Here is a 26,563-nt window from a genome sequence, read left to right as displayed (position 1 = left end):
TGGCGATCTTATGGTGCGCTTAAGGAAGGCATCGGGGACGGTTAAAGGTAGAGACCAATTTGGCCACATGCCCGGCCCGCGCCCGGCTCGCGCCCGATTCGCGCCGACCTGCGTCAGCTCACGCCCGCGCCTCGCCTACGACGCCGCACGGATCCCCTGTGCCCGCGCCGCACCGGAGCCCGCCCGTCCAGCTGGATCCATAGGCGCACCTCGGTGCCGCCCAGCACCGAGGAACCGATCCGCACGTCCCCGCCCGTCGACTCCGCGAGCCGGCGCACGATGTCCAGACCCAGGCCGGTCGAACCGTCGCTCCCGGAACCCTTCCCGCGCGCCATCGCCGCCTCCGGGTCCACGATGCCCGGTCCCGCGTCCGACACCAGCACGATCACCGCGTCCTCGCCGTTGTGCACGTCGACCGCGAAGGCCGTGCCCTCGGGGGTGTGCCGGAACACGTTCCCGAGGAGTGCGTCGAGGGCGGCGACGAGGTCGGCCCGGGCGACGGGTATCCGTACGAGACGGTCCACTCCCGCGACCCGCACCTTGCGTCCCTCGTCCTCGGCGAGCGCCGACCAGAAGTCCATCCGCTCGCGGACGACCTCGGACGCGTCGCACCCGGCGCCGATGACTGTCGCCGCCGTCTGCGGCTTGGCCTCCCGGGCCGTCCTGATGATCGTGTCGACCTCCCGCTCCAACTGCGCCACCGCCGCCCGCGTCTGCTCGGCGGCCGGCCCGTCACCGAGCGAGGCCGTGTTGAGCCGCAGCACGGTCAGCGGGGTGCGCAGGCGGTGCGAGAGATCAGCGGCCAGCTCCCGCTCGTTCGCCAGGAGTTGTACGACCTGATCCGCCATGGAGTTGAACGCCACCGCGGCCAGCCGCAGTTCGTTCGGCCCCTCCTCGGGCACCCTCGCGCCGAGCTTCCCCTCCCCCAGCTCGTGCGCGCCCTCGACCAGCCGCTGGGCCGGCTGCACCATCCGTACCCCCAGCCGGTCGGCGACCGCGACCGAGCCGATGATGAGCGCGACCCCGACCGCGGCGAGCACCGCCCAGGCGGTGCCGACCCCGTTGCTGACCTCGGACTCGGGGACGTACACCTCGACGACCGCGATCTCGCCGGAGCTCAGCGCGGTGGGCTGGAGCAGGGTGGAGCCGCCGGGGACCTCGGTGGTGGAGGCCCGGCCGATGCCGCGTGTGGTCGCGATGTCCTTGGCGGCGGCGCGCTGCCGTCCGATGTCGACCGCCTTGGCGCCGTCGCTCGCCGGTATGTGCACGGCCATCCCGTCGTCCGAGCCGGCGGAGGCGACGACCCGCTCCAGCTGGTCCCGGTCGGTGGTGATGGACAGCGCGGGCGCGATGGCCGCGGCCTGCCGCTCGGCGTTCGAGAAGGCGCGGTCCCTGGCCATCTCCTTGATGACGAGCCCCAGGGGGACCGCGAAGGCCACCACGACCATCGTGGTCACCGCCACGCACACCTTGACCAGTGCCCACCTCATCGCGGCGGCTCCAAGCCCGGTGGTTCCAGCTTCACGCCGACCCCGCGGAGCGTGTGCAGATAGCGCGGACGCGCCGCCGTCTCGCCCAGTTTCCGGCGCAGCCACGACAGATGGACGTCGATGGTCTGGTCGTCCCCGTACGACTGCTGCCACACCTCGGCGAGCAGCTCCTTGCGCGCGACGACGACACCGGGCCGCCCGGCGAGAAACGCGAGCAGGTCGAACTCGCGCCGGGTGAGGTCCAGTCGGGCGCCGTCCAGCTCGGCCTGGCGGCGCAGCGGGTCGATGGACAGGCCGCCGACCCGGATGACCGGCGACGCGGGCGTGTCCCCCGTCGCCCGCGAGCGGCGCAGGACGGCGGCCATCCGCGCGGACAGGTGCTCGACCGAGAACGGCTTGGTCAGATAGTCGTCCGCCCCGTCGTTCAGCAGGCGGACGATCTCCGTCTCGTCGTCCCGCGCGGTGGCGATGATCACCGGGACGTCGGTGATACCGCGCAGCATCTTCAGCGCCTCTGCCCCGTCCAGATCGGGCAGTCCGAGGTCCAGGATGACGACGTCGAAAGAGAAATGGGCAACCTCGCGCAGCGCCTCAAGGGCGGTGCCGACACTGCGCACCGTGTGCGCGGCTTCGGTGAGATGCCGGATGAGAGCGCTGCGTACGAACTGGTCGTCCTCGACCACGAGCACACTTGCCATGCGCCGCACCGTACGCCATCTGTGCGATGCCGGTCCGGTGCCTGTGGACAACTCGGGCCGCCGTCCTGTCCCGAGAGACGGGAGACACCCATGGGGCGCGTGAGGCAGTATGGCTGGCGATGCTCCGAGGATTCGTACACGTACTGGCTTGGTCGCTCGCCACGGGCGCGGCGGTCACGCTGTCGTGGTGGGGTGTCCACGCGGTCATGACGGGGACGGCCTACGATCCGCCGCGCGCGCTGCCCGTCATGGCGGGCGGGGCGACGACGCAGGAGGCCAAGGCGCTTGCCTCGTCGACGAGTCGGCCCCCGGCGAGTCCGAGCCCCGCCGCCTCGAAGCCGACGGCGAGCCCGCGGCCGAGCGCGACGCCGGTCGCCTCGGCATCGCCCTCCACCGACCCGGGTCCGAGCGCCTCAGGACCGGCGGGGCGGGTCAAGAGTTACGACACCGGCGGAGGGCGGGCCGTCTTCGATCTCGGCACGACCTCCGCGACGCTCGTCTCGGCGACGCCCGGTTCGGGGTGGTCGATGCAGGTGTGGAAGACGGAGTCGTGGATTCGGGTGGAGTTCACTTCGGGGGCGGATCGGGTGTCGGTGTTCTGTACGTGGCACGACGGGCCGCCGCGGGTGGAGATCGGCACGTATTAGCTGCGCGGGCTTTGCGGGTTGAGTGCGGGTGATTCGCGGCTGGGCGCGCCCACGCGGCGGAGCCGCATGGTGAAACAGCCCCGCGCCCCTTTGGGGCGCGTCACACTCACCGGAACACGGAAGCCGGCGGGGCCGGGGATGCCACCGCCGCCGCGTCCAGCACCGGCAGCGCTCCCCCGGTGAAGTCGGTGAGCTGTCTGCCGTGTTCGAGTCTCGCCGGGTGCGGGTCCGAGGCGGCGCGGCGGGTGAGTTCGGCCAGGGGCAGGGGGTGGCCGGAGGCCACGAGGACGGCGTTGCCGAAGCGTTTGCCGCGCAGGACCGTGGGGTCGGCGATGAGGGCGAGTTCGGGGAAGACGGTCGCGGCGGTGGCGATCTGGCCGCGCAGGTGGGCCAGCGGGGGGCCGTCGGCGAGGTTGGCGGCGTACAGGCCACTGGGTTTGACGGTTCTGCGGACGTCGGTGAGGAACTCGACCGAGGTGAGGTGCGCGGGGGTGCGGGCGCCGCTGAACACGTCCGCTATCACCAGGTCCGCCCAGCCGTCGGGGACCTTGGCGAGGCCTTCGCGGGCGTCCAGGGAGCGCACGCGGATACGGGCGTTCGGGTCCAGGGGGAGCTCGCGACGGACCAGTTGGACGAGGGCCCCGTCGCGTTCGACGACCTGCTGGGTGGAGCGGGGGCGGGTCGCGGCGGTGTAGCGGGCGAGGGTGAGTGCGCCGCCGCCGAGGTGGACGGCGTGCACGGGCTTGCCGGGCGGGGCCACGAGGTCGATGACATGGCCGAGGCGGCGCTGGTACTCGAAGCTCAGATGGGCGGGGTCGTCGAGGTCGACGTGGGACTGGGGGGCGCCGTCGATGAGGAGGGTCCAGGCGCGCGGGCGGTCCCGGTCGGGTATCAGCTCGGCGAGGCCGCCCTCGACCGTCTCGACGACGGCGTCGGCCGACGCCTGCCCGCGGCGCGAACCGCGCGACGCGTCACGCGCCGCGCCCTGTGCGTCGTCGGACCGCTTGTTCCTCGACCTTCCCATCCTGCCATTATCAGGGCGTACAGGGAGGTCGGCGCAGCGGCAACCCGTGGGGGCGCCGCCCGGTGTCTCCGGTGTCAGCGGCAGTTGTCCGCGGCCTCGATCAGCCGGGCCGCCTCGCCCAGCGCCGCCCGCAGCACGGCCGGGTCGGTCGCGAGGTCCGCGTCGCCGGGCGGCAGCAGCCAGTCCGAGCCCTCGACGGGGGGCTCGGGTGCCACCAGGCTGAGACCGCGACCGTTGGTCTGGGTGCAGGTGCTGCCCGGCATGTCCCAGGCGTCCGCGGTGCCGGGCGGCACCAGGAAGCCGAGGGTGTCGCAGCCGTCGTCGAGCAGGACGGGCCCGACCAAGGCGCAGGAGCCGCGGCGCAGGATGTCGACCGCCTCCAGCCCCTGGCGCGCCGGAACGGTCACGAGGTCGCAGTCGGCGACCGGCTCCGGTGGGGCGTCGCACTCGGGGGACGGCCGGTGCCCGTCGGTCGGCAGCGGCGTACGAAACTCGGTGCTCTCCATCCCGGCCTCCAACACGGAACCCCTCCTCCTGCACGAGTGGGTCGGGAGTTCGGGTGCGCTCCCGGTCCACCGGGTTCAACGCGTCAGAACGTCAACGGCTACGGCACAACACAGCCGCAAAGGATGGCAGTTCATGGCAGATCGTGGATGAGATATCCGTTTTGTAGCCAAACCCAGCGTGGCGACGCCGTCACAGCAGGTACGTTCTTGCTCCGCCGGGACAAGGCGACACACGCCGCAACACGGACAACTCGCCTTGAGTCCGGCATGGTTCGACGGTTCGCAAGAGAGGGCCCGGCCATGGCGTCGTCAGCGGTGACCTCGTCCCAGTCCCCCCGGCCACCACGGCCGAATCTCGCCTTCCGGCGGCTGCGCGGACAGCGCTCGCCGGGCGAGTTCGCCGCGGCGGTACGGAGGGCCGCGCGCGAGATCGGGGAGCGGGTCAGCTGTGACGCGCGCTACATCGGGCGGGTCGAGGCAGGCGAGATCCGCTGCCCCAACTACGCGTACGAACGGGTGTTCCTGCACATGTTCCCCGGCCGCACGCTGACCGACCTGGGCTTCTCGCCCCGCTCGTCCGTACGCGGCCGAGGGGCGCGCGACACGGACGAGGCGCCCCCTCCCCACACCACGAGCCCGACGTACGCCACCGGTGAGACGGAGGAGACGCACGAGACGTATGACACGCAGGACCCGTATGACACGCACGAGAACCACGAGGAGAGCGACGTGCAACGTCGCGCATTCATGACTGGAGGCACCGCCACCGTGGCGGCGGCCTCACTGGGCCCCTTCGGGGTCGCCTTCGGCGCTCCGGCCGCGGCCGCGGACCGTCGGGTTCACCGGGTGGGGACGTCCGAGGCGGGCGCCCTCGAAGAGGCCGTCCGCCGGATCCGGCTGCTCGACGACCGGCACGGGGCCGACGGCCTCTACCGGCGGGCCGCGGCGCCGCTGCGCACGGCCTACGAGCTGCTCGACGCGGGCACCACCCGGCAGACCACCGCCGACCGGCTGTACGCGGGGGCGGGCGAACTGGCGATCTCGGTGGGCTGGTTGGCACACGACTCCGGGCGCTTCGAGGACGCGCGCTCGCACTACGCCGAGGCGCTGGCGACCGCCAGGATGTCCGGCGACGCGGCCCTCGAGGCGCACGCCTTCTGCAACACGGCGTTCCTTGCACGCGACGCGGGGCGCCCGCGCGAGGCGGTGCGCGCGGCGCAGGCGGCGCAGCGCGCGGCACGCCCGCTCGGCTCCCCGCGGCTGCTCTCGCTGCTCGCGCTGCGCGAGGCGGGCGGCTGGGCCGGACTCGCCGACCGCCCGGGGTGCGAGCAGGCGCTCGTCCGCGCGCAGACGCTCTTCGAACGCGGCCCCTCGGAGACCGATCCCGAGTGGATGACCTTCTACGGAGAGGCCGAACTGGAGGGTCTGGAGGCGCAGTGCTGGTCGACGCTGGGCGACTGGACCCGCGCGGCCCGCCACGCCCGGCGCGCCGCGCACCTCCAGGACCCGCACTTCACCCGCAACATCGCCCTCTACACGGCCGAGCTCGCCGACGACCTCGCGCGCGGCGGCCGCCCCGACGAGGCCGCCCTCGCGGGTCTGCGCGTCATCGACCTGCTGGGCGAGGTCCAGTCGTCGCGCATCCAGACCATGTTGGCGGGCACCGCGCGCGTACTGCTGCCGCACCGCCGGGCGTCGGGTGTGTCGGCGTTCCTCGAGCGCCACGCGAGTCTGCCGCGCATCGCGTGATCCCGGCCGCCGGCCGGTGCTTACGCGGTCAGGTGCCCGCAGTCGTTCCACGCCTCGATCGCGGGCTCTGCGTAGGCCCAGCCGAGCACCGACAGCGAGGTCGGGTTGAGGCGGATACGGGCCGCGAAGTCGAGCGGGAGGCCGAGCCAGCGGGCGCCGATCGAGCGCAGGATGTGCCCGTGCGCGAAGACCAGCACATCCCGGTCCTCCGCACGGGCCCAGGCGACGACCTCGTCCGCGCGCGCGGTGACCTGCTCCAGGCTCTCCCCCTCGGGAACACCGTCGCGCCAGATGAACCAGCCCGGGCGCACCGCCTGGATCTCGGCCGGGGTCATGCCCTCGTACGCGCCGTAGTCCCACTCCATGAGCGTGTCCCAGGTGGTGGCACGCTCGCCGAAGCCGGCCAGTTCGCACGTCTCACGCGCGCGTGCCAGCGGACTGGTGCGCACCTCGACCCCCGAGAGCTCGTCGAAGGGCGCCCGGTGCAGCCGCTCCCCCAGCACCTTGGCGCCGCGTCGGCCCTCTTCCAGGAGCGGGATGTCGGTCCTGCCGGTGTGCTTGCCGGACAGTGACCACTCCGTCTGGCCGTGCCGGGCCAGCAGGATGCGCGGTGCCATGAAGAGAAGCCTTTCCGGTGCGCGTGCAGGACGTGCGGGACGAGGAGGAGACGCGGACCTGGGAGATGGGTCATCCCATCATGTCCCACCCCCGCCTCGGGCAACCCGGCGGGCGATCTCTGCGTCTTTGACGACCAGGGGGCGCCTCCTTAAGCCGTTCACATACACCGTAAAATCGGATGGCCGCGTCATCGGAGCGCAATCGGCTGGTCACGTAGGCAACAACCACAGGTCACGCAAGCAGATGGGGGAGGGCGATCGGATGCCGCAGACCGATGCACGGCGAACCGAGGCGGCACCGCGCGCCCGGCTCCGCCGGTGGACCGAACTGCGCACCGCCGCATCGCACACCCGGCTGCGCTGGTGGACCGAGCTGCCGCTGCTCGTGATGGTGTACGCGTCGTACTCGGCGGGCCGGCTGCTCGCCCGGGGCGGCACCGACGACGCCGTCGGTCACGGCCTGGAGATCCTGCGCATCGAGAAGGCCCTCCACCTCAACGCCGAGCACCCGCTGAACCGGCTGTTCACCCGCGAGGCCTGGCTCGGCGTCCCCGCCGACTTCTGGTACGCGTCGCTGCACTACCTGGTGACGCCCGCGATCCTGATCTGGCTCTTCCGCTCCCGGGCCGTGCGCTACCGCGCCGCCCGCACCTGGCTGATGACATCCACGCTGATCGGGCTGATCGGCTTCACGCTGATGCCGACCTGCCCGCCCCGGCTGCTCTCCGCGGGCCACGGCTTCGTCGACACGATGGCCCAGTACAGCTCGTACGGCTGGTGGGGCGGCGAGGCGAGCGCGCCGCGCGGCCTCGGCGGCATGACCAACCAGTACGCGGCGATGCCCAGCCTGCACGTGGGCTGGTCGCTGTGGTGCGGAGTGATGCTGTGGCGCTACGGCCGCACACCCGTCGTCCGGCTCGCGGGCATCGCCTACCCGCTGCTGACCACGATCGTCGTGATGGGCACCGCCAACCACTACTTCCTCGACGCGGCGGCGGGCGCCACGGTGATGGGGATCGGGCTGCTGCTGACCCCGTACGTGCTGCGGCTCGCGGACCGCGTGCGGGGGCTGCTCAGTGCCCGCATCCCGTGGGTCGCGGGCGCCTCGCGCGGCGCACGTTCCTCAATTGTCAGTGGCGGATGCCAGACTTCCGCGGGTGAGCGAATTCCCCGACAGCGCGAGTCCCGAACCGGGCCCGAAGCCGAGCCGGGTGCCTCCCCCAAGGATGCCGGGGAAGGTGCTGCGGCAGCGGCTCGCTGAGCTGCGCGGTTCCGCCGTACCGCCCAAGGCGCTGGACGCGCGGGCCCTCGCGGCGCTCGCCGCGAACCCAGGGTGCGATCGGCGCGCTTTGCTGGACGGCGCGGGCGTCGACAAGGCGAAGCTGGCGGACGCGCTGGGCTCGCCGTCCGCCTTCGGCCAGTCCCAGTTCGCCTTCATGCGGGGGAACGCGTTCGAGGCGCGGGTCAAGGCCGACGGCGGCGCGGAGCTGCTGCGGCTGGTGCACGAGAAGCTTGACCCGGGCGCCGAGCCGCCCGCGGCCGGTGTCGTCCCCGACCTGAGCGCGGTCGGCCCCGAGGGGCGCGCGGCGCGTACGGCGCTCGCCCTGCGCGAGGCCACCACGGCCGCCGCCTGGACCCTGCTCGACCACCCCATGCTCGCCCTCGACGTCGCGGGCTCCCCCGCCTTCCTGGAGCCGGACGCCGTCGTCGTGCATCCCGACGGAAGCTGGACGGTCGTCGAGATCAAGTCCTTCCCGATGCTGGACGGCTCCGCGGACCCGGCGAAGGTGGGCGCCGCCGCCCGCCAGTCCGCGGTCTACGTGCTCGCCCTGGAGGAGGTGGCCGCGCGCCTCGGTGCGGGGCCACAGGGGCGTGGCGCCCGGGACGGCGGCGCCGTCCCCGACGTTCGCCACCGGGTCCTGCTGGTCTGCCCCAAGGACTTCTCCAACCTGCCCACCGCGTCGGCCGTCGACATCCGCAAGCAGCGCGCGGTCACCCGCCGCCAGCTGGACCGCCTCACTCGCGTCGAGGACATCGCGGACACCCTCCCCGAGGGCACCTGCTTCGCCCCCGGCCTCCCGGCCGCCGACCTGACGAGCGCCGTCGAGTCCGTCCCCGCGCCCTACGCCCCCGAGTGCCTGGCCGCCTGCGAGCTCGCCTTCCACTGCCGCGACCGCTCCCGCGCCGAAGGCGTGGTGACGGCCCTGGGGCGGTCACTCCGCTCCGAACTGGGCGGGCTGACGACGATCGGTGAGGTCCTGGCGGCGGCCCACGGCGCGGCCGGGGACCCCGACGACCCGGCGGTCGTGGCCTTGCGCAGGGCCGCGACGCTGCGGGCGGAGGCCCTGCGGGAGCGCGCGACGCCTCCCACCGGCCGGCCGGAGCCGGCCGGCGAAGTCCTGCCGGAGGTGGCCCCTTGTCGCTGATCGCCACCCTCGCCCGGCTGGAGGCCGTCGAGAGCGGGCGGGCCCAGCCCCTCGCCACCGTGCGGCACCGGCATCTCACCGAGCGGCCCCTGGTGTTCGTACCGCTGACCACCGCGGGTGAGGCCGGGGCCCCGCTCGGGGCGCTGGTGGGCACGGCCCGGGACGCGCCCCGCCTGCTGGTCGTGCCGCAGCCCCGGGACCGCGACCTGCGGTTCGCGTTCCTCGCGGAGCTGGCCGATGTCGTACTGCCGTACGTGGACACGTACGCGGACGTCGTGGAGGCGGCCGAGCGCAGCGAGACCGATCCCGAGACCGGCAAGCGCGTCAAGGTCGAGGTCGAACTGTGCGCGGACGCCCCGCAGCTGATCGTCCCGAGCCGCGCGGGCGTGGAGTTCGTACGGCTCCTCGGCCGCTCCACGCGGTTTCGGCGCACCGCGGAGCAGGAGCCGGAGGCACCCCATCCGGCGCCGCCCCGGGTGCCGTTGCTCGGGCGGTGGCTGACGCACTTCGGGGAGCGGGCCCGGGTGCCCGGCTCCGCCCTGCTGCTCGCCCTCACCGACGTACTGTCCCGGCACTGGGCGACCGGCCAGAGCAGCCTGGAGGACCAGCACCTGGGGGCGCTGCTCGCCTGGATCGACCCCCCGGAGGGTGCGTCGGGCGCGGCGGACGCGCTGCGGGCCGAGTTGCGGCGGGATGCCCGGGGACAGCTCGTGTGCCCGCCCGCGGGCCCGGCCACCGATCCCGCCTTCGACAACGAACTGCTCGCTCCCGCCATCGAGCGCTACGACCGCGCGCGGACCGCTCTGGCCGCCGCCGAGGACGGCTTGGAGGCGGACGACCGGCTCGGTGAACTCACCGCCGCCGAGCGGGAGATCCGCGCTCTCGTCGAGCAGGTCACCCGGCCCACCTGGGACGCGGTGTGGCGCGGCCTCGACCTGCTGCGGACGCTCCCCGAGGGCACCCACGCGGCCGACCGGTGGACCCGTGACCGCTGGTCGTTCACCGGCCACCGCGACCGGATCACCGCGGGCGAGCCCCCGCAGCCACGCCGTGACGACGCGGTCACCGCGGCGAACAAGCTGGCCACGCGCGAGCGCGAACAGGCCCGCCTGGACGCGCAGGAAGCCCTCGACGATCCGCTGGTCATGGCCGGGCGGCGGCTGGTCGGGGAGGCCTTCGCGGGTGAGGTCACGGACGTCGTCATGGCGTACAGCGAGAGCAAGCGGCCGAGCCCCCGCCCCCTGGTGACCGTGCGCACGGACGACCGGCCGCACCTCGGGGAGCGGACGAAGGTGTACCGGTCGCTGGGCGGGAAGCCGCAGGCGGCCGAGTTCGTCGGGTACGAGGAGTCGTCGGAGGGCGACGGGCTGTTGGTCCTGCGGATCGTCGACAAGATGGGGCGCGGCAAGGAACCCGAGACCGGGTCCGTGCCGGAGAAGGGGGACCTCCTCTGCTTCACGCTCTTCGAGCACGAGCAGCGGGGCGGCGCGAAGCTGCCCGACCCGGAGGAGACCCCGTGGACGCACGGCGGACCGCCGGGCGAGCCCGACGCGGTATCGCGGCCGGACCCGGTGACGGAGGAGGACATCCTGTGACGACGGTCTTCGATCCCGCGGCCGCGGCCGGCCGCGCCACCGACGCGATCCTGGACGACACCCTGCACGGCACGCACCGCGGCGTCGTGGTCGACTCGCCCCCGGGTGCCGGGAAATCCACCCTCGTCGTCCGCGCGGCGCTCGAACTCGCCTCCGCGGGGCGCCCGTTGATGGTCATCGCGCAGACCAACGCCCAGGTCGACGACCTGGTGCTGCGGCTCGCCGAGAAGAACGGGGAGCTGCCGGTGGGGCGCTTGCACAGCAGCGATCCCGACCCCTACGACAAGGCGCTGGACGACCTGCCGAACGTACGCAAGTCCACCAAGGCCGGCGATCTGGCCGGCCTGGACGTGGTCATCTCGACCGCCGCCAAGTGGGCCCACGTCAAGGGGGTCGAGCCGTGGCGGCACGCGATCGTCGACGAGGCCTACCAGATGCGGTCGGACGCGCTGCTGGCCGTGGCGGGGCTCTTCGAGCGGGCGCTGTTCGTGGGCGACCCCGGGCAGTTGGACCCGTTCGCGATCGTCGGCTCGGAGCAGTGGGCGGGGCTGTCGTACGACCCGTCGGCGTCCGCGGTGACGACACTGCTGGCCCACAACCCCGAACTGCCGCAGCACCGCCTCCCGGTGTCCTGGCGGCTGCCGGCCTCCGCGGCGCCGCTCGTCTCGGACGCGTTCTACCCGTACACGCCGTTCCGCAGCGGCACCGGACATGGTGACCGGCGGCTGAAGTTCGCCGTGGCGTCGGACGGTTCGGGTCCCGACCGGGTCATCGACGAATCGGCGGAGGCGGGTTGGGGGCTGCTGGAGCTGCCCGCCCGGCACACGCCGCGTACGGACCCGGAGGCGGTGCGGGCCGTGGCCCAGGTCGTACGACGGCTGCTGGACCGGGGCGGTGCGGCCACCTCGGAGCGGGCGGACGAGCCGGTGCCGCTGACCGCCGACCGGATCGCCGTCGGCACGGCGCACCGGGACCAGGCGGCGGCCGTACGGGCGGCGCTCGCCGACCTCGGGGTCGCGGACGTCACCGTCGACACGGCGAACCGGCTTCAGGGGCGGGAGTTCGACGTCACCGTGGTGCTGCATCCGCTGTCCGGGCGGCCCGACGCGACCGCGTTCCACCTGGAGACGGGGCGGCTGTGCGTCCTCGCCTCGCGGCATCGGCACGCGTGCATCGTGGTGTGCCGGGCGGGGGTGACGGAACTGCTGGACGACCATCCGTCGACGGAGCCGGTGCAGCTGGGGGTCACGGTGAAGTTTCCGGACGGCTGGGAGGCAATGATGTCCACATGGGATCACTGGTCTGAACACCGGGTGGTCTGGCGTCCCTGACCAGCACCCCGGCACCTGCCCGGCAGGCGATCAGCGCGGCGCCGCCCAGTCCGCCGGACGGAGTCCGGCACGCCGCCGGAGGCGGCCATGGGAAACAGCCCCGACGGCTGGGAGGCCCATCACGCGGTGCTGTCGCATGTGGCGGAGCATCGGGGGCTGTGGCGACCGTAGATCCACCCATGGATCCACAGCGGATCCACAGGGGGCGGCCGGGGGTCCGGATGGCACGGTTGTACGGGTCCGCCCACGCGGGCCTACTTGCGCGGACGGGGGAGAATGGACGGTGGCCCACCCACGAAGCGGGCCCCTGAACCGTACGAGGAGGAGAAGACATGGCGGAGCCCACGCCGCGTCGGAACGAACCGCGGCTACGCCCCGCGCCCCTGCTCTTCGAGCCCGCGGAGGCGGCCGGTGATCCGGAGCACTTCTTCGATCTCGAGTCGATCGACGATCCTCGGGCGCTGCTGGCACGGGCCACGGAGCTGACGCTCGCGTTTCGCGCCGCAGCCGATCGGGCGCTCGAGTTCCAGGCGCTCGCCGCCGCGCAGCTGGCCGATCCCCGGCGGTTCGACCGGCTTACGCCGGCTTCGATCGCCGAGCGGGCCGAGTGGACCGAGGACTATGCGAAGAAGATGATCGAGTTCGGGCGGGATCTGCTGCGGGGAGCCGAGGGTGATGGGCGGGGGCTCGGGCATGGGGTGGGCGACCATGCGTGAGCCGGTCGTTTCGGTGTAGTCGGGGGGTCTCCCGCAGCCTGGGCTGGTCGCGCAGTTCCCCGCACCCCTGAAGGCCTCAAAGGTCTGGCATATGCCGCGGGGCAAGGTACTCCTCCCCCTGCGTCCTGTCCCGGGTTTTCGCAACTCTCGGGGGGCGGGTGCTTACCGACGGTAGATCTCATAGCCATGAGCAGCACACGGAATCCGGCAAGCTCCGCCGCCCCGTTGCCCGACCGGTTCGACGTCTGTGGCGTCACCCCGGACGGAGCCGCCTGGCTCGCCTCGGCAGGAACGTATCCGCGCAGCACCCTCACCCTCTGGGAGGAACGCCCGACCTCCCCGGTCGTCCTGCCCTGCGGCACCGCCTTCGACATCGTCAACGTGCCCGCGATCTTCGGCCGGCGGATGCTCGACCAGCTGTGGGACGAGGGGCCGGGCTCGGGCCCTGTGGCCGTGCACCGCGGGCGGACGCTGCTGTTCAGCGCGCCGGGCACCGCACAGCGCCTGCCGTCGCTCCTGGAGTGGGAGGAGTGGGGGGCGGGCGAGTCGGCAGGATCCGGGCGCGTCGACGCCATTCCTCCGTTGCTCTGCCATGGGGTCGGCGACGCCGTGACCGTGCCCGCCCTGAGCCCCGTCGCCCACCTCACATCCCGCTGGCTGGTGGCCCCCGACACCCGGCATCCGTGGCTTCCGGGGCCCGAGATCCTGGTGTGGGCGGCCGTCCGGGCGGCCCGCACGGCCGCCTCCGCCGCGGTGCGGATATCGATTTTTCCTCCCGCCGATCAGGATGCTAAGGTCTACGACGTCAGCAGGCGCCGCTAGCTCAGTTGGTTAGAGCAGCTGACTCTTAATCAGCGGGTCCGGGGTTCGAGTCCCTGGCGGCGCACAGACGGTAGGAAGCCCCTCGCGAAAGCGAGGGGCTTCCTGCGTGTCCGGCTCAGCGCGGGCGAGGGGCTCAGCCTGTCGTGATCTTCACTGTCCACGCCCCGGACGCCGTCCGGCCCTCGACCTCGACACGCACCTTCTCGCCGGGGACCGTGAAACTCTCCCCGAGTCCGACCGGCGCGTCCGCCAGGGGCGGGTAGACCGATTCGCCCCAGCAGGACTCGGAGTGCGGGTGGGCGTCGATGACCTCGACCGGGCCGCCGCCGGAGTCGGCCTCGCTGCGGATGCGGTAGATCAGGACGCCCTGGGTGCAGGTGGCGCCGTCGTTGCCCGTCGAGGTGCGCGCCTCGAAGGCCAGCGCACTGTCGGGCCCCGTACGGACCACCGCCAACTTCGTACCGCGACCGGAACCGAAGATGCGCGCCCCTGGGGCCGAGGTGGGCAGAACCGCCCCCGAGGCCGGCAGGGCCGAGGCAGACAGAGCCGGGGCTGACAGGGCCGAGGTCCGCGCCCCGGAGCCCGAGGCGGCTCCCCCGGAGACGGAGCCTGAGCGGGGCATCCCGGGACCGGGAATCGACCCCCCGGACCCCGAGGCGGAGCCCTCCGAGTCCGAGGTCGACCCCGCGGAACCCAGAGCCGGTGCCGGACCGGCCTGGGCAGCGGCGCTCGCGACGGAGACCGGCGCTCCCGATGCCGCCGTCCCCGCCCCGCCCGTCACCGGACCCGACCCCAGCGGCTCCAACGTCAGCCTCGTGGTCCCGTGCTCCCGCAGACAGGCCACCTGGCGAGTTTCCAGCCAGCCCAGTTTCCACTTGTGCCAGCCGAACAGGTCGGGGGCAAGGCCGAACTGGCTGCCCATGAGGTCCCAGTCGCCGACGTAGGTGTCCCAGTCGCCCTTGCCGTCGGTGGGGCGATGGTAGAGGTCGGGCAGGTCGAAGGCGTGCCCCGTCTCGTGGGCGAGGACGAGGCGGTCCGGCGGGTGCTTCTCGAAGACCGTGACGACACGGCGGATGTCCTTGCCGTCGGCTTCGATGGGGGTGTCGAGGTTGACGACCTTCGTCGCGTCCGAGTCGACGCCCGGCGCGTCCGGGTCGGCCACGAAATAGACGATGTCGTAGCGGGAGAAGTCGACCTGCCGGTCGGCCGCGGCGACCGCGTCCCGCAGATAGGCGCCGCGCCGCGCGGCGTTCCAGTCACGCTTTATGGCGTACGAGGTGGAGGCGTGCGGCATCCGGATCCAGTCACGCTGCGGATGCGGGCGCAGCGTGAACCTGCCGTACGAGGCGCGCTCGAAGAACTGGCTGGTGGCCGGGAAGTAGTCGGCGGCCAGTTCGGCGGGGGTGGTGCGGGGCCGGGAGTCCGGGAAGGACAGATAGACGAGCACCGCGTCGAGGGAGCGGGTGGGGCGCGGATAGTCGGCGTTCCAGGTGTCCAGGCCCTCCGAGTGGTGGGCCTCGGTCCGCCTCAGGGCACAGGGGGAGAAGAGGGGTTCGGCGAGTGCGGGGCCCGTGATCAGGGAGGTCGCCGCCAGCGCCGTCATGGAGGTGAACACGGCCGCGGTGCTGCGCCAGCGCGGCGCACCCTGCCGAAGGGAGGCCCGCAGCGCGCCCGGACGAGCGACGGCCCACAGCGCGCCCGGACGAGCGGGGACGCGCGGCACGCCGAGAACCGTCAGGACGTCAGGAACCCGCGACACGTCACGGGTTCGACGCCGCCGGGCCTCTCGGGCGAGATCCCTCAGGGGGCGCTGACGCGGCACGTCGACCTCCGGATGCGGTTTTCGGGACACCGCACCCAGCCTGGGTGAGTTCGTGACACTTTGCCCTGTTTGCCTGCACCAGACGGGTGAGGGACCATGAGTGGCCGAAACCCCGGACGACACCCCGAACACTCACGGAACGTCACATGCGATCGCCAGGCACAGGAACCGGTCCAGATGCAGGCAGAAACGATCTGTCAGAACCGGTGGTTGTTCCGGGACACTGGACTGTGGCTGGAAGGCTCCGGAACCAGCCTCTATGATCGGCACACTTTCCTGCACGGACACGGCTTGTTCGGCCGTCCAGCACCGGCCGACCACCCGAGAGACCCATACGAAGAACGAGTGCACTGCGGGAGCGAGCGGTGAGCGGAACGTCCGAAGGGCCGACGCCCACGGCAGATCTCATCCGGTCGGCCGTCACAGAGCGTCACATCGACACACCTCCGCGTACGTCTCCTCGTACGTATGCCGGGGTACCTCCCGGCGCACCCGTCTCCGCCGTTTCACCCCCCGGCGCATCCCCATGCGCCGAGGCCTCTCCCGGCACGTACGCCCCGGCGGAAACACTCCTCGACGTCGTCGACACGCCTGAGTCCCCCCTCGACACGCCCGGGCCCATCTCCGGCCCGCCCGAGTCCATGCCTGGCGTTTCCGAGTCCGTCCCCGATGCGGCGCTCATCCCGCCCGCCGGGACCTCGGCATCTCCCGGCGCCTTCCGTGCCGCCTTCGGCGCCGCGCCCCTTCCGATGGCCGTGGTCGACCGCGAGGGCCTGGTCGTCACCGCCAACGAGTCGCTCGGCGCGCTGCTCGGGACCGGATCGGGCGCGCTCGAGGGACGGATCGCGGCCGATCTGGTGGATCTGGCCTCCGACGCCCGCACCTGGCACGCGTACCGCGAGGTGCTGCGTGGCCGGCAGGCCCGGCTGCGCTGCACCCGCCGCCTCAAGCACCCCGACGGGCACTCGCTCTGGGTGCAGGTGACGGTCGCTCCGCTGCCCGCGCGGGAGGAGGCGGTACTGCTGTCCATCGCGGACATCAGCGCCCGCCGTGAACTCCAGGCGCGGCTGCGGCACTTGCAGATGCACGACCCGGTGACCCGGCTGCCCAACCGCACGCTGTTCTTCGAGCGGCTCTCGTCCGCCCTGGAGTCGGAGGCGTACGAGGAGGGCGGCACCGGCCGGATCGGGCTCTGCTATCTGGATCTGGACGGGTTCAAGGCGGTCAACGACACACTCGGCCACCGGGTCGGCGACCGGCTGCTCGCGGCCGTCGCCGAACGGCTGACGCGCTGTGCCGACGAGGCGGGTTACGCCCGGGGGGCCACTCCCCTGGTCGCCCGGCTGGGCGGCGACGAGTTCGCGCTGCTGGTCGAGGACTCGACCGGGACGGACCAGTTGGCCGACCTCGCCGAGTCCGTCCTGAAGTCACTGCAGGCGCCCTTCGACCTCTCCGGGCAGCGGCTGTCGGTCTCCGCGTCGATCGGGGTCGTCGAGCGGCGCGCCGCCGGGACGAGCGCGACCCATCTGATGCAGGCCGCGGACACCACGCTGTACTGGGCGAAGGCGGACGGCAAGGGCCGCTGGACGCTGTTCGACCCGGAGCGCAACGCCCACCGGATGACCCGTCAGGCGCTCTCCTCCACCCTCCGGGCGGCGATCGACCGGAACGAATTCGCCCTGGAGTACCAGCCCTTGGTGGGCATGGAGGACGGCGGGGTGCACGGGGTCGAGGCGCTGGTCCGCTGGAACCATCCGCAGTTCGGCACGCTGACGCCGAATCGGTTCATCGGATTGGCCGAGGAAGACGGTTCGATCGTGCAGCTCGGCCGTTGGGTACTGGCCACGGCCTGCCGCCAGGCCCGTCGTTGGCAGCTGGACCATCCCGACGCGGTGCCGATCTTCGTCAGCGTCAACGTCGCCGTACGGCAGGTGTGGGACTCCGACCTGGTCGCGGACGTGGCGGAGATCCTCGCGGAGACGGGTCTGGCCCCGCATCTGCTCCAGTTGGAGCTGACGGAGTCGGCGGTGATGGGCTCGGCCGGGCGGCCCCTCCAGGCCCTTCAGGCCCTCAGCGACATGGGCGTGCGCATCGCCATCGACGACTTCGGCACCGGGTACTCCAACCTCGCCTACCTCAGCCGCCTGCCGGTCTCCGTCCTGAAGCTGGACGGCTCCTTCGTGCGCGGCTTCCAGTACGAGGGGCCCGACGGCGGTGCCGGCGGCGCCCACCCCAACCCCGCCGACGAGGTCATCGTCGAGGCCCTCATCCAACTCGCCCACCGGCTCGGCCTGACGGTCACCGCCGAGTGCGTGGAGACCGCCTCCCAGGCCACCCGGCTGCGCGGGATCGGCTGCGACACCGGGCAGGGCTGGCTGTACTCCCGCCCGGTGGCGCCGGATCGTATCTCCGCCCTCCTGACCGCGAGTTCCTGACGGCGAGTTCCTGACGGCGAACGGGTCCTAGTCCGCGTGCGGCAGCCCGTACGCGTCCGCGATCAGTTCGTACGAGCGCAGGCGTACGTCGCCGCCGTGGGCGTTGCCCGTGAGCATCAGCTCGTCGGCGCCGGTGCGCTTGTGGAGGTCGTCGAGGCCGGCGCGGACCTCGTCCGCGGTGCCGTGGATGACGTTGGCGTTCCAGGAGTCGACGAACTCACGTTCCATCGGGCTGAAGTCGTACGCCTCCGCCTCCTCGGGGGTCGGGACGAGACCCGGACGGCCGGTGCGCAGACGGACCATGTTCAGGGCCGCGGCCCTGACCTGACGGCGGGCCTCCTTCTCGTCGTCCGTCGCGAGGGCGGAGACGCCGATCAGGGCGTAAGGGGCGTCCAGCACGGCGCTCGGCCGGAAGGACTCGCGGTAGAGGTCCAGCGCCGGGATCGTGTTCTGGGCCGAGAAGTGGTGCGCGAAGGCGAAGGGGAGGCCGAGCACGCCGGCCAGGCGGGCGCTGAAACCGGAGGAGCCGAGGAGCCAGACCGGGGGGCGGTGCGGGGACTGTACGCCGCCCGGGGAGGTCGACTGGACGGGGCCCGGGACCGCGTGGATGCGGGCGTAGGGGTGACCGGCCGGGAAGTCGTCGTCCAGGAAGCGGGTCAGCTCCGCGAGCTGCTCGGGGAAGTCGTCGGCGCCCTCGTGGAGGCGCTCGGTGCGGCGGAGGGCGGCGGCGGTGGCGCCGTCCGTGCCGGGGGCTCGGCCCAGGCCCAGGTCCACTCGGCCCGGGGCCATGGCTTCCAGCGTGCCGAACTGCTCCGCGATCACCAGGGGGGCGTGGTTCGGGAGCATGACGCCGCCCGAGCCCAGGCGGATGCGGGTCGTGTGGGCGGCGAGGTGGGCGAGGATCACCGCGGGCGAGGAGGAGGCCACGCCCGGCATGGAGTGGTGTTCGGCGACCCAGTAGCGGTGGAAGCCGCGGGACTCTGCGAGGCGGGAGATGGCGACGCTGGTGCGCAGGGCGTCGGTCGCGGTGCGGCCGGCGCCTACGGTGACCAGGTCCAGTACGGAGAGGGGTACGGGCGCGGTGCCTTGCGCGGTGCCTCGGATCTCGTCCGTGTCGTCCACCGGGGTGCCTCCTGTTGCGTACGTGTTGCTGTCCTCACGGCGCCAACAGGAGACAGTCCCCGTTTATTCCCGCCACCGCGCCCCGGCACGCCGGAACGGTCTCTCGCCCCCGCCGCCCCTACCCGTCCCATCCTTCTGGGGCTCCGCCCCAGCCCCCACCAGGGGCGCTGCGCTCCCTGGACCCCCGCATCGGCCTGAACGGCCTCGTCCTCAAACGCCGGACGGGCTGAAGACGCGGGCCGGGGGCTTTCAGGGGCGCGGGGAACTGCGCGAACGGCCCCCACCCCGCCGCAGACGACGTGCGCACCCCGGGAGGCGTTACGCCTGGATGATGGGCTCCTTTGTGAAGAGGGTGCCGAGGGCGGGGGCGTTCACCTTGCGGTCGGCGAGGCGTAGGGCCTCCCAGACCGAGACCTGGTTGGCGGTGAGGACCGGCTTGGAGAGGTCCTTCTCCAGGGCCGAAAGGTGCGCCGCCGTATGGAGGGCCGTGTCGGGCAGGAGGACGGCGTCCGCGTCGGGATGGTCGCCGGCCCGGGCGAGCTCGAGGACCTCCGCCTCACCCCAGGTCCCGACCTCCGCCGCCGTGGTGATCCCGGCGGCCCTGATCGACACGACCTCCACTCCCGCCTCCCGAAGGAACGCGGCGAAGAGGTCCGTCACGTCCTGCGGATACGTCGCCGCGATCGCGACCCGCCGGGCCCCGACTTCCCGGACGGCGTGCGCGAACGCGAAGGACGTGGAGGAGGCGGGCAGCCCGGCCGCCCGGGCCAGGGCGCGTACCTGCTCGTGGGCGCCCTCCCAGCCGTACACAAAGCTGGCGCTGGTGCACGCCCAGACCACGGCCTCCGCGCCGGACAGCCGCAGCTCCTCGACGCCCGCCGAGAGCCGGACCGCCGAGCCCATCTCGCGCAGCGCGTCGACCCGGTGGGCGTCCTCCCCGATGTCCGTGTGGACGAGCTGGAGGCGGACGTCGCTGCCCAGGAGCTGTTCGATGCGCGGGTAGTCGTCCTCGGCCGAGTGGCCCGGGTAGAGGAATCCGAGTGCGGTCATGCCCAACCTTCCTGTTCTTCCGGCAGTACGGGTCCCCCGCGGGCGGACTGATCGATCAGCCGCTGATAGGGGCCCACCGCCCGGGTACCCAGGTGACGCAGTGCCGCCCACATCGTCACCTGGTTGGCCGAGATCACCGGTATGCGCAGTTCCGCCTCCAGCTGGGGGATGACGTCGTACGTCGGCAGGTTGGTGCAGCTGACGAAGAGGGCGTCGGCCCCTTCGCCCCGCACCGCGCGGCGGGCCATGTCGACCACATCACGGTACGGGACTTTCCAGATGTGCCTGGTCAGACCCATGAAGGCGCGCCCGGTGACATGGACGCCCGCCTCAGCGAGGTACGCCTCCAGGGACTGGGTCACCGAGACCGTGTAGGGCGTGACGAGAGCGATCCGGTGGGCGGCCAGCTCGGTGAGCGCCTCCAGCAGCGCGCCGGAGGTGGTCAGCGAGCGGACCTCCCCCGCCCGCGTCATCGCCTCGCACATCGCCCGCTCGCCCGCGACCCCGCCCACGAAACTGCCGGAGGTGCACGCGTACGCCACGACCTCGGGCGCGACCGCGTTCAGCGCACGGACCGCGTCGCCGAGCGTCTCGTGCTCGGAGACCAGGCGGGCCAGGTCCAGGCTCACCTCGACCGGCACGAACGGGGTGCGGGTCAGATGCAGGGAGACGTCGTCGGGGACCCAGCGCCACAGCTCGCGGTCCAGGGCGAAGTCGAAGGGGGCGACGACGCCGATCCCGCGCTGGGGGCGGGGGCCGCCGAGAAAGGAGACGTCCATGGCAGCACCGGCCTCACGAAGGGAGACGAAGGGGCAACGGACCGTGTGTACGTCCGTGTTGACGAAGGTAGGTTCGGGTGCGAGCGTGGTCAATCCGCGCATCTCAGACGGCTCCGGCCGCCCCCGCCCACCCCGCACGTTCGTCCCCTCAGGAACTCAGGAAAGCGGACGCATTGCGAAACGGTTTCCCTCGCCCGCCCCGCCCCGTATCCGCGTCGGCCCCGGCCACCGGGTCCGGCGCCGGGTCCCGCACCACCCTCCTCGTCCTGGACGCCGAGCCGCTCCCTCGCCTCGGCAGACTCACCGGCCGGGTGCGGATCGAGCACGCCGACGAGTCGACGCTGGCCGAGCGACTGCCGCGCGCGGACGTACTGCTGGTCTGGGACTTCACCTCGCACGCGGTGCGCCGCGCCTGGCCCGGCGAGGGTCCCCGGCCGCGCTGGGTGCACACGGCGAGCGCGGGCGTCGACCATCTCATGTGCCCCGAACTCGCCGCGTCCGACACGGTGGTGACCAACGCGCGCGGGATCTTCGACCGGCCGATCGCCGAGTACGTCGCCGCGCTGGTCCTCGCGATGGCCAAGGACCTGCCGAGGACGTGGGACCTTCAACGGCAGCGGGAGTGGCGGCACCGGGAGTCGCAGCGGGTGGCGGGCACGCGCGCGTGTGTGGTCGGTTCCGGGCCGATCGGGCGGACGATCGTCAAGACGCTCAAGGCGCTCGAGGTGACGACGGCCCTGGTGGGGCGTACCGCGCGCACCGGGATCCACGGGCCCGAGGAGCTCGACCGGCTGATGGCGCGCGCCGACTGGGTGGTGTCGGCGGCGCCGCTCACCGAGGCCACGTACGGCATGTTCGACGCGCGGCGCTTCGGGATGATGCAGCCCTCGGCGCGCTTCATCAACATCGGCCGTGGGCAGTTGGTCGTCGAGGACGCGCTCGCCGAGGCGCTGTCGAAGCGGTGGATCGCGGGCGCGGCCCTCGATGTCTTCCTGGACGAGCCGCTCGGCCCGGACAGCCCGCTGTGGGGTGTCCCCGGACTGATCGTGTCGCCGCACATGAGCGGGGACACGATCGGGTGGCGGGACGAACTCGGGGCGCAGTTCGTGGAGATGTACGAGCGCTGGGAGGCGGGCAGACCGCTGCCGAACGTGGTCGACAAGAAGCGCGGATACGTACCGGGGCACTGAGACTTCCTCTGGAGGGGCCGATGTCGGAACTCGTCGAGCTGACCGCGGTACAACTCCTCGACGGCTACCGCAAGGGCGAGTTCAGCCCCGTGGACGCCACGCGGGCGGCGTTGCGCAGGGCCGTGGAGATCCAGCGGGCCGTGAACGCGTTCGTACGTCTCGACGCGGACGCGGCCCTCGCGCAGGCGGCCCGGTCCGCGGACCGCTGGCGGCGGGGTGAGCCCGCCGGGCTGCTGGACGGGGTACCGGTCTGCGTCAAGGACATCCTGCTGATGCGCGGCGGACCGACCCTGCGCGGCTCCAAGACCGTTGATCCACAGGGACGTTGGGACGAGGACGCACCGTCCGTCGCCCGGCTGCGCGAGCACGGAGCGGTGTTCCTCGGGAGGACGACGACACCCGAGTTCGGCTGGAAGGGCGTCACGGATTCGCCGCTGTCGGGGATCACCCGCAATCCGTACGACGTCACGCGCACGGCGGGCGGCTCGAGCGGCGGCAGCGCGGCGGCCGTCGCGCTCGGGGCGGGGCCGCTGGCGCTGGGCACGGACGGGGGCGGCAGTGTGCGCATCCCGGCCGCGTTCTGCGGGATCTTCGGTCTGAAGCCGACGTACGGGAGGGTGCCGCTGTACCCCGCGAGCGCGTTCGGGACGCTCTCGCACGTGGGGCCGATGACACGGGACGCGGCCGACGCGGCGCTGATGATGGACGTGATCAGCGGGCCGGACGCCCGTGACTGGTCGGCGCTCGGGCCGGTGGACGGGTCCTTCGTCGAGGCCCTTGGGGGTGGGGTGCGCGGGCTGCGGGTCGCGTACTCGCCGTCCCTCGGCGGGCAGGTCGCGGTCCAGCCGGCCGTCGCGGCGGCGGTGCGGCGGGCGGTGGAGCGGCTCGCGGGGCTCGGCGCGTACGTCACCGAGACGGACCCTGATCTCACCGACCCGGTGGAGGCCTTCCACGTCCTGTGGTTCGGCGGTGCGGCCCGGGTGGCCCAGCGGCTCGGGCCGCGGCAGCGGGAGTTGCTGGACGCGGGGCTGCGGGAGATCTGCGCGCGGGGCGCCCGGTTCAGCGCGCTGGACTACCTGGCCGCGGTGGACGTCCGGATGGAGCTCGGGCGGCGGATGGGGCGCTTCCACGAGTCGTACGACGTGCTGGTGACGCCGACCCTGCCGCTGACGGCGTTCGCGGCGGGGGTGGAGGTGCCGCCGGGCTCCGGCCACCGCCGCTGGACGGGGTGGACCCCGTTCACGTACCCCTTCAACATGACCCAGCAGCCCGCCGCGAGCGTCCCGGTCGGCACGGACGGCGACGGCCTCCCGGTCGGCCTGCAGATCGTCGCCGCCCGCCACCGCGACGACCTCGTCCTGCGCACGGCACACGCCCTCTACGAGACGGGCACCGCGGGGGTGGCTCCGCCGCCGGGGTTCTAGGGTCTGTCCGGCGGATCAGGCCGGAGGGAAGTAACGGCGCCTCACAGGCACAGGTGAGCGGTCTGGTGCGGGCAGCTGCAAGGCGGAGGAGGGAGTCATGGCGCAGCCATGGCGACCGACGACAACGCCGCTGGGGGCACCCCCTGCTCGAAGAGCTTGGGGGAGGGCGTGCCAGACCCCGCGTCCGCGGCATGATCCGCCGGACAGGCCCTAGGCAGGGCCCGGAGCCCTACGGAAGCTGAGCGTCTCCCCCAGGGCGCCCGAGCGCCAGAGGTCGTTGCAGGCCTCGGCCATCGCCTCCAGGCCCTCGGTCACCTGGCCCCAGACGATGCCCGGGACCCAGCCCACGTCGCCGTTGAGCAGCAGGTTGTTGCGTTCGTAGAAGAGGGCGAGGTCGACGACCGTGGTGCCGGGGCGTACGTCGGTGTCGTAGCCGTAGGCCTTCGTACCCAGTTCCGTGCCCGCGAAGGCGAAATAACAGAGGTCTCCGGGAATGGGGGTAACTGTCGGATTTTCCAGCGGTGGCTCCGATTTCGCGAAAGGCGGGAAAAGGGCGTAGATCTCATTGCGTGCGTACTTCGCGTGGTAGACGTCGCCGCCCAGGGGTAGCGCGTCCCACACCGCCGCGCAGGTGACCGGCGCCCGGTCGTCGAGCAGTTTCGCGGTGCAGTGGATTCCGCGCTTGACCAGCGAGACCTCGATGAATCGATCAGCCATGCATTCCATGGTCTCCCCGGAGTCAAGGGCGCCTCGACATCACTCGACGTCGTACGGGGCCGAAATCGATCCGAATACTTCGCATGCTCTCGGGTAGCCGCGCGGCCATGGCTCCACCACTCAGTAATGACGGGAATGACGGGACCGACCCGGAGAAACGAAGTCCGAGTCGGCGGTCGCTGCTCGCGGGTGTCTCCGCGCTCGGTGCCGTCGGCGCGCTGGGCGCCGCCGGCTGCACCCGGGTCGCCACCGCGTCCGACAACGGCGGTGATCTCCTCGACCGGCTCAAGGCGCAGGGCGTCGTACGGCTGGGCATAGCCGGTGAGATCCCGTTCGGCTACATCGACAAGAACGGTGAACTGACCGGCGAGGCACCCGAACTCGCCAAGGTGATCTTCAAGCGGCTGGGCGTCGACCGGGTGCAACCCGTGCCGACCGAGTTCGGCTCGCTCATTCCCGGGCTCAACTCGCAGCAGTTCGATGTCGTGTCCGCGGGGATGTACATCAACCCGGAACGCTGTCAGCAGGTCGTCTTCGCCGACCCGGACTACCAGATGCTGGACGCCTTCATCGTGCGCAAGGGCAATCCGAAGGGCCTGCACGACTACAAGGACGTCGTGGCGAAGAAGGCCAGGTTCGCGACCGGCACCGGGTACGCCGAGATCCAGTACGCCGTCGAGGCCGGGTACAAGGAGAGCGACATCCTGATCGTGCCCGATCAGGTCGCCGGGCTGAACGCGGTCGAGGCAGGCCGTGTCGACGTCTTCGCCGGGACCGCGCTGACCATGCGCGAGGTGGCCAGAAAGTCCCGCAAGGCCGAGAGCACGAAGCCCTTCACGCCCCTGGTGCAGGGCAAGCCGCACGTCGACGGCGGCGGCTTCGCGTTCCGTTCCGCCGAGACGCGGCTGCGCGACGCCTTCAACGTGGAGCTGAAGAAGCTGAAGGCCGACGGGGAGTTGTTCCGCATTCTGCGGCCCTTCGGGTTCACCCGGGCCGAGATGACCGACATGACCGCGAAGGAGCTCTGCCGCGGATGACCTCGGGACTCTGGGAACTCGTACTCAAAGGTGTCTGGGTCACCGTCCAGTTGCTGTTCCTCAGCTCGCTGGTGGCCGGGGCCGTCTCGTTCGCCGTCGGTGTCGCGCGCACCTCGCGGCGGTGGATCGTCCGCTTCCTCGCGGGCCTCTACACCGAGGTGTTCCGCGGCACCTCCGCCCTGATCATGATCTTCTGGGTGTACTTCGTGCTGCCGCTCGCCTTCGGCTGGCAGCTCGTCCCGATGTGGGCGGGCACGCTGGCGCTGGGGCTGACCTACGGGGCGTACGGCAGTGAGATCGTGCGCGGCGCCCTGAACGCCGTCGACCCCGCCCAGCGCGAGGGCGGCATCGCGCTCAGCTTCACGCCCTGGCAGCGGATGCGGCTGATCCTGCTGCCGCAGGCGGTGCCCGAGATGATCCCCTCCTTCTGCAACCTGCTGGTCGAACTGCTCAAGGGCACGGCCCTGGTGTCGATCATGGGCATGGGCGATCTGACGTTCAGCGGCAACCTCGTGCGGCTCGCGCTCCAGGAGAGCGCGGAGATCTACGCGTACGTCCTGCTGATCTACTTCGCGATCGCCTTCGTGATCACCCGGCTGATGCGGGCGCTGGAGCGGCGGCTGAAGGCCGGGATCGGCAAGGCGCCCCAGCCCGCCAGGACCACACCGCGACGCGCGGAAGCCACCGGCGTCGGCGCGACGGGAGGTGCCGCATGAACTGGGACTGGGGCGCGGTGCGCGACTTCATGCCGCACTTCTGGGACGGACTGCTGGTCACCCTGCAGGCGCTGGCGCTCGGCTCGGTGATCTCCTTCGCCCTGGGTCTGGTGTGGGCGCTGCTGATGCGCACGCCGACCCGCTGGGTGCGCTGGCCGGTCGGGGTCGTCACGGAGTTCATCCGCAACACCCCGCTGCTGGTGCAGCTGTTCTTCCTCTTCTACGTGCTGCCCGAGTGGAACATCACGTTCTCCGCGCTGACCACCGGTGTCGTCGCGATCGGGCTGCACTACTCGACGTACACGATGCAGGTCTACCGGGCCGGTATCGAGGGCGTGCCGGCCGGCCAGTGGGAAGCGGCCACGGCGCTCAACCTGCCGCTGCGGCACACCTGGACCGCGGTGATCCTGCCGCAGGCGATCCGCCGGGTGGTACCCGCGCTCGGCAACTACGTCATCTCGATGCTCAAGGACACCCCGATGCTGATGGCGATCACCGTGCTGGAGATGCTCGGTGAGGCGCGGCTGTACTCGCAGGAGCACTTCCAGTTCACCGAACCGCTCACGGTCATCGGCGTGGCCTTCATCCTCGTTTCCTATCCCGCTTCCCTCCTTCTGCGAGCCCTGGAGCGACGTCTTGTCCGCTGACAC

At 72.2% G+C, this 26,563-nt stretch carries 24 protein-coding genes and 1 tRNA gene; 15 read left to right on the top strand and 10 right to left on the bottom strand.

Translation table 11 applies throughout. From position 1 onward, the window contains the following. Positions 1–113 precede the first annotated feature (113 nt). Positions 114–1,490 (bottom strand): sensor histidine kinase, encoded by a 1,377-nt coding sequence (locus ACIRA5_RS29900; RefSeq protein ID WP_403695652.1) that lies wholly within the window; start codon positions 1,488–1,490, stop codon positions 114–116. Beyond that, positions 1,487–2,188: a response regulator transcription factor gene (locus ACIRA5_RS29895; protein ID WP_319747852.1), complete on the bottom strand. Its 702-nt coding sequence runs from the start codon at positions 2,186–2,188 to the stop codon at positions 1,487–1,489. Before ACIRA5_RS29895 ends, ACIRA5_RS29900 begins: the two co-directional genes overlap by 4 nt. 119 nt (positions 2,189–2,307) lie before the next feature. On the opposite strand from ACIRA5_RS29895, the gene ACIRA5_RS29890 reads away from it, so the two are divergent. Further along, positions 2,308–2,835 (top strand): hypothetical protein, encoded by a 528-nt coding sequence (locus ACIRA5_RS29890; protein WP_403695649.1) that lies wholly within the window; start codon positions 2,308–2,310, stop codon positions 2,833–2,835. Between the two features lie 106 nt (positions 2,836–2,941). Here ACIRA5_RS29890 and ACIRA5_RS29885 read toward each other — a convergent pair whose 3' ends face one another. Further along, positions 2,942–3,859 (bottom strand): spermidine synthase, encoded by a 918-nt coding sequence (locus ACIRA5_RS29885; RefSeq protein ID WP_403695646.1) that lies wholly within the window; start codon positions 3,857–3,859, stop codon positions 2,942–2,944. Positions 3,860–3,933: 74 nt separating this feature from the next. Beyond that, positions 3,934–4,365, bottom strand: a complete 432-nt coding sequence (locus tag ACIRA5_RS29880; protein ID WP_352046980.1) for a hypothetical protein — start codon at positions 4,363–4,365, stop codon at positions 3,934–3,936. Positions 4,366–4,665: 300 nt separating this feature from the next. On the opposite strand from ACIRA5_RS29880, the gene ACIRA5_RS29875 reads away from it, so the two are divergent. After that, complete coding sequence (locus ACIRA5_RS29875) at positions 4,666–6,114, top strand: hypothetical protein (RefSeq protein WP_403695643.1); 1,449 nt, start codon at positions 4,666–4,668, stop codon at positions 6,112–6,114. A gap of 20 nt (positions 6,115–6,134) precedes the next feature. Here the strand turns inward: ACIRA5_RS29875 and ACIRA5_RS29870 are convergent, their stop codons facing one another. Then, complete coding sequence (locus ACIRA5_RS29870) at positions 6,135–6,731, bottom strand: histidine phosphatase family protein (RefSeq protein WP_403695641.1); 597 nt, start codon at positions 6,729–6,731, stop codon at positions 6,135–6,137. A gap of 262 nt (positions 6,732–6,993) precedes the next feature. Here ACIRA5_RS29870 and ACIRA5_RS29865 point away from each other — a divergent pair, with 262 nt between their 5' ends. The 7 genes from ACIRA5_RS29865 to ACIRA5_RS29835 all read left to right on the top strand — a co-directional run bounded on the left by ACIRA5_RS29865 (position 6,994) and on the right by ACIRA5_RS29835 (position 13,685). Beyond that, positions 6,994–7,992 carry a phosphatase PAP2 family protein gene (locus tag ACIRA5_RS29865; protein ID WP_403695639.1) on the top strand — a complete coding sequence of 333 codons (999 nt, stop codon included), beginning with the start codon at positions 6,994–6,996 and terminating at the stop codon, positions 7,990–7,992. Beyond that, positions 7,943–9,157, top strand: coding sequence for a hypothetical protein (locus ACIRA5_RS29860; protein WP_403695636.1), 1,215 nt, complete (start codon positions 7,943–7,945; stop codon positions 9,155–9,157). Before ACIRA5_RS29865 ends, ACIRA5_RS29860 begins: the two co-directional genes overlap by 50 nt. Beyond that, entirely contained in the window at positions 9,148–10,752 is a 1,605-nt protein-coding gene (locus ACIRA5_RS29855) for a hypothetical protein (protein WP_403695634.1), read from the top strand. Before ACIRA5_RS29860 ends, ACIRA5_RS29855 begins: the two co-directional genes overlap by 10 nt. Beyond that, positions 10,749–12,083: an AAA domain-containing protein gene (locus ACIRA5_RS29850; protein ID WP_403695632.1), complete on the top strand. Its 1,335-nt coding sequence runs from the start codon at positions 10,749–10,751 to the stop codon at positions 12,081–12,083. Before ACIRA5_RS29855 ends, ACIRA5_RS29850 begins: the two co-directional genes overlap by 4 nt. A 332-nt stretch (positions 12,084–12,415) precedes the next feature. Next, complete coding sequence (locus ACIRA5_RS29845; RefSeq protein ID WP_403695629.1) at positions 12,416–12,799, top strand: hypothetical protein; 384 nt, start codon at positions 12,416–12,418, stop codon at positions 12,797–12,799. 186 nt (positions 12,800–12,985) lie between these two features. Continuing rightward, on the top strand, positions 12,986–13,621 hold the full coding sequence (locus ACIRA5_RS29840; RefSeq protein WP_403695628.1) for a bifunctional DNA primase/polymerase: 636 nt from the start codon (positions 12,986–12,988) through the stop codon (positions 13,619–13,621). Continuing rightward, positions 13,612–13,685, top strand: a tRNA-Lys gene (locus tag ACIRA5_RS29835). The genes ACIRA5_RS29840 and ACIRA5_RS29835 overlap by 10 nt, the downstream gene beginning before the upstream one ends. Positions 13,686–13,754: 69 nt before the next feature. Here the strand turns inward: ACIRA5_RS29835 and ACIRA5_RS29830 are convergent. Continuing rightward, entirely contained in the window at positions 13,755–15,224 is a 1,470-nt protein-coding gene (locus tag ACIRA5_RS29830) for a M6 family metalloprotease domain-containing protein (protein ID WP_403695862.1), read from the bottom strand. Positions 15,225–15,808: 584 nt separating this feature from the next. Between ACIRA5_RS29830 and ACIRA5_RS29825 the strand changes: the two genes are divergently transcribed. Beyond that, a complete protein-coding gene (locus ACIRA5_RS29825) occupies positions 15,809–17,878 on the top strand; it encodes an EAL domain-containing protein (protein ID WP_403695626.1) in 2,070 nt (689 codons plus the stop codon). 27 nt (positions 17,879–17,905) lie between these two features. Here the strand turns inward: ACIRA5_RS29825 and ACIRA5_RS29820 are convergent, their stop codons facing one another. From ACIRA5_RS29820 to ACIRA5_RS29810, 3 genes are all read right to left on the bottom strand, one after another. Beyond that, positions 17,906–19,000 (bottom strand): LLM class flavin-dependent oxidoreductase, encoded by a 1,095-nt coding sequence (locus ACIRA5_RS29820; protein ID WP_403695623.1) that lies wholly within the window; start codon positions 18,998–19,000, stop codon positions 17,906–17,908. A 318-nt stretch (positions 19,001–19,318) separates the two neighbouring features. Then, the gene (locus ACIRA5_RS29815) at positions 19,319–20,050 is read right to left on the bottom strand and encodes a decarboxylase (protein WP_403695620.1); all 732 of its coding nucleotides are present in this window, start codon (positions 20,048–20,050) and stop codon (positions 19,319–19,321) included. Next, entirely contained in the window at positions 20,047–20,829 is a 783-nt protein-coding gene (locus ACIRA5_RS29810; RefSeq protein ID WP_403695619.1) for a decarboxylase, read from the bottom strand. The genes ACIRA5_RS29815 and ACIRA5_RS29810 overlap by 4 nt, the downstream gene beginning before the upstream one ends. A gap of 266 nt (positions 20,830–21,095) precedes the next feature. On the opposite strand from ACIRA5_RS29810, the gene ACIRA5_RS29805 reads away from it, so the two are divergent. After that, positions 21,096–22,019: a D-2-hydroxyacid dehydrogenase gene (locus ACIRA5_RS29805; protein ID WP_403695860.1), complete on the top strand. Its 924-nt coding sequence runs from the start codon at positions 21,096–21,098 to the stop codon at positions 22,017–22,019. 20 nt (positions 22,020–22,039) lie between these two features. Further along, positions 22,040–23,443, top strand: coding sequence for an amidase (locus tag ACIRA5_RS29800; RefSeq protein WP_403695616.1), 1,404 nt, complete (start codon positions 22,040–22,042; stop codon positions 23,441–23,443). A gap of 210 nt (positions 23,444–23,653) precedes the next feature. Here ACIRA5_RS29800 and ACIRA5_RS29795 read toward each other — a convergent pair whose 3' ends face one another. Next, a complete protein-coding gene (locus ACIRA5_RS29795) occupies positions 23,654–24,160 on the bottom strand; it encodes a DUF3830 family protein (protein WP_352046991.1) in 507 nt (168 codons plus the stop codon). 107 nt (positions 24,161–24,267) lie between these two features. Between ACIRA5_RS29795 and ehuB the strand changes: the two genes are divergently transcribed. Genes ehuB through ehuD form a run of 3 tightly spaced genes read left to right on the top strand, consistent with a single transcriptional unit; the run spans position 24,268 to position 26,560 of the window. Continuing rightward, positions 24,268–25,197 carry an ectoine/hydroxyectoine ABC transporter substrate-binding protein EhuB gene (ehuB, locus tag ACIRA5_RS29790; protein WP_403695615.1) on the top strand — a complete coding sequence of 310 codons (930 nt, stop codon included), beginning with the start codon at positions 24,268–24,270 and terminating at the stop codon, positions 25,195–25,197. Further along, positions 25,194–25,913 (top strand): ectoine/hydroxyectoine ABC transporter permease subunit EhuC, encoded by a 720-nt coding sequence (gene ehuC, locus ACIRA5_RS29785; RefSeq protein WP_054235543.1) that lies wholly within the window; start codon positions 25,194–25,196, stop codon positions 25,911–25,913. Before ehuB ends, ehuC begins: the two co-directional genes overlap by 4 nt. Then, positions 25,910–26,560, top strand: a complete 651-nt coding sequence (gene ehuD / locus ACIRA5_RS29780) for an ectoine/hydroxyectoine ABC transporter permease subunit EhuD (protein WP_403695611.1) — start codon at positions 25,910–25,912, stop codon at positions 26,558–26,560. The genes ehuC and ehuD overlap by 4 nt, the downstream gene beginning before the upstream one ends. Positions 26,561–26,563 lie beyond the last annotated feature (3 nt).

This window comes from Streptomyces sp. NPDC096311, assembly GCF_044763085.1.
Lineage (GTDB): Bacteria > Actinomycetota > Actinomycetes > Streptomycetales > Streptomycetaceae > Streptomyces.
The sequence above is the reverse complement of the archived record's forward strand: the minus strand, read 5'-3'. Positions and strand labels throughout refer to the sequence as shown.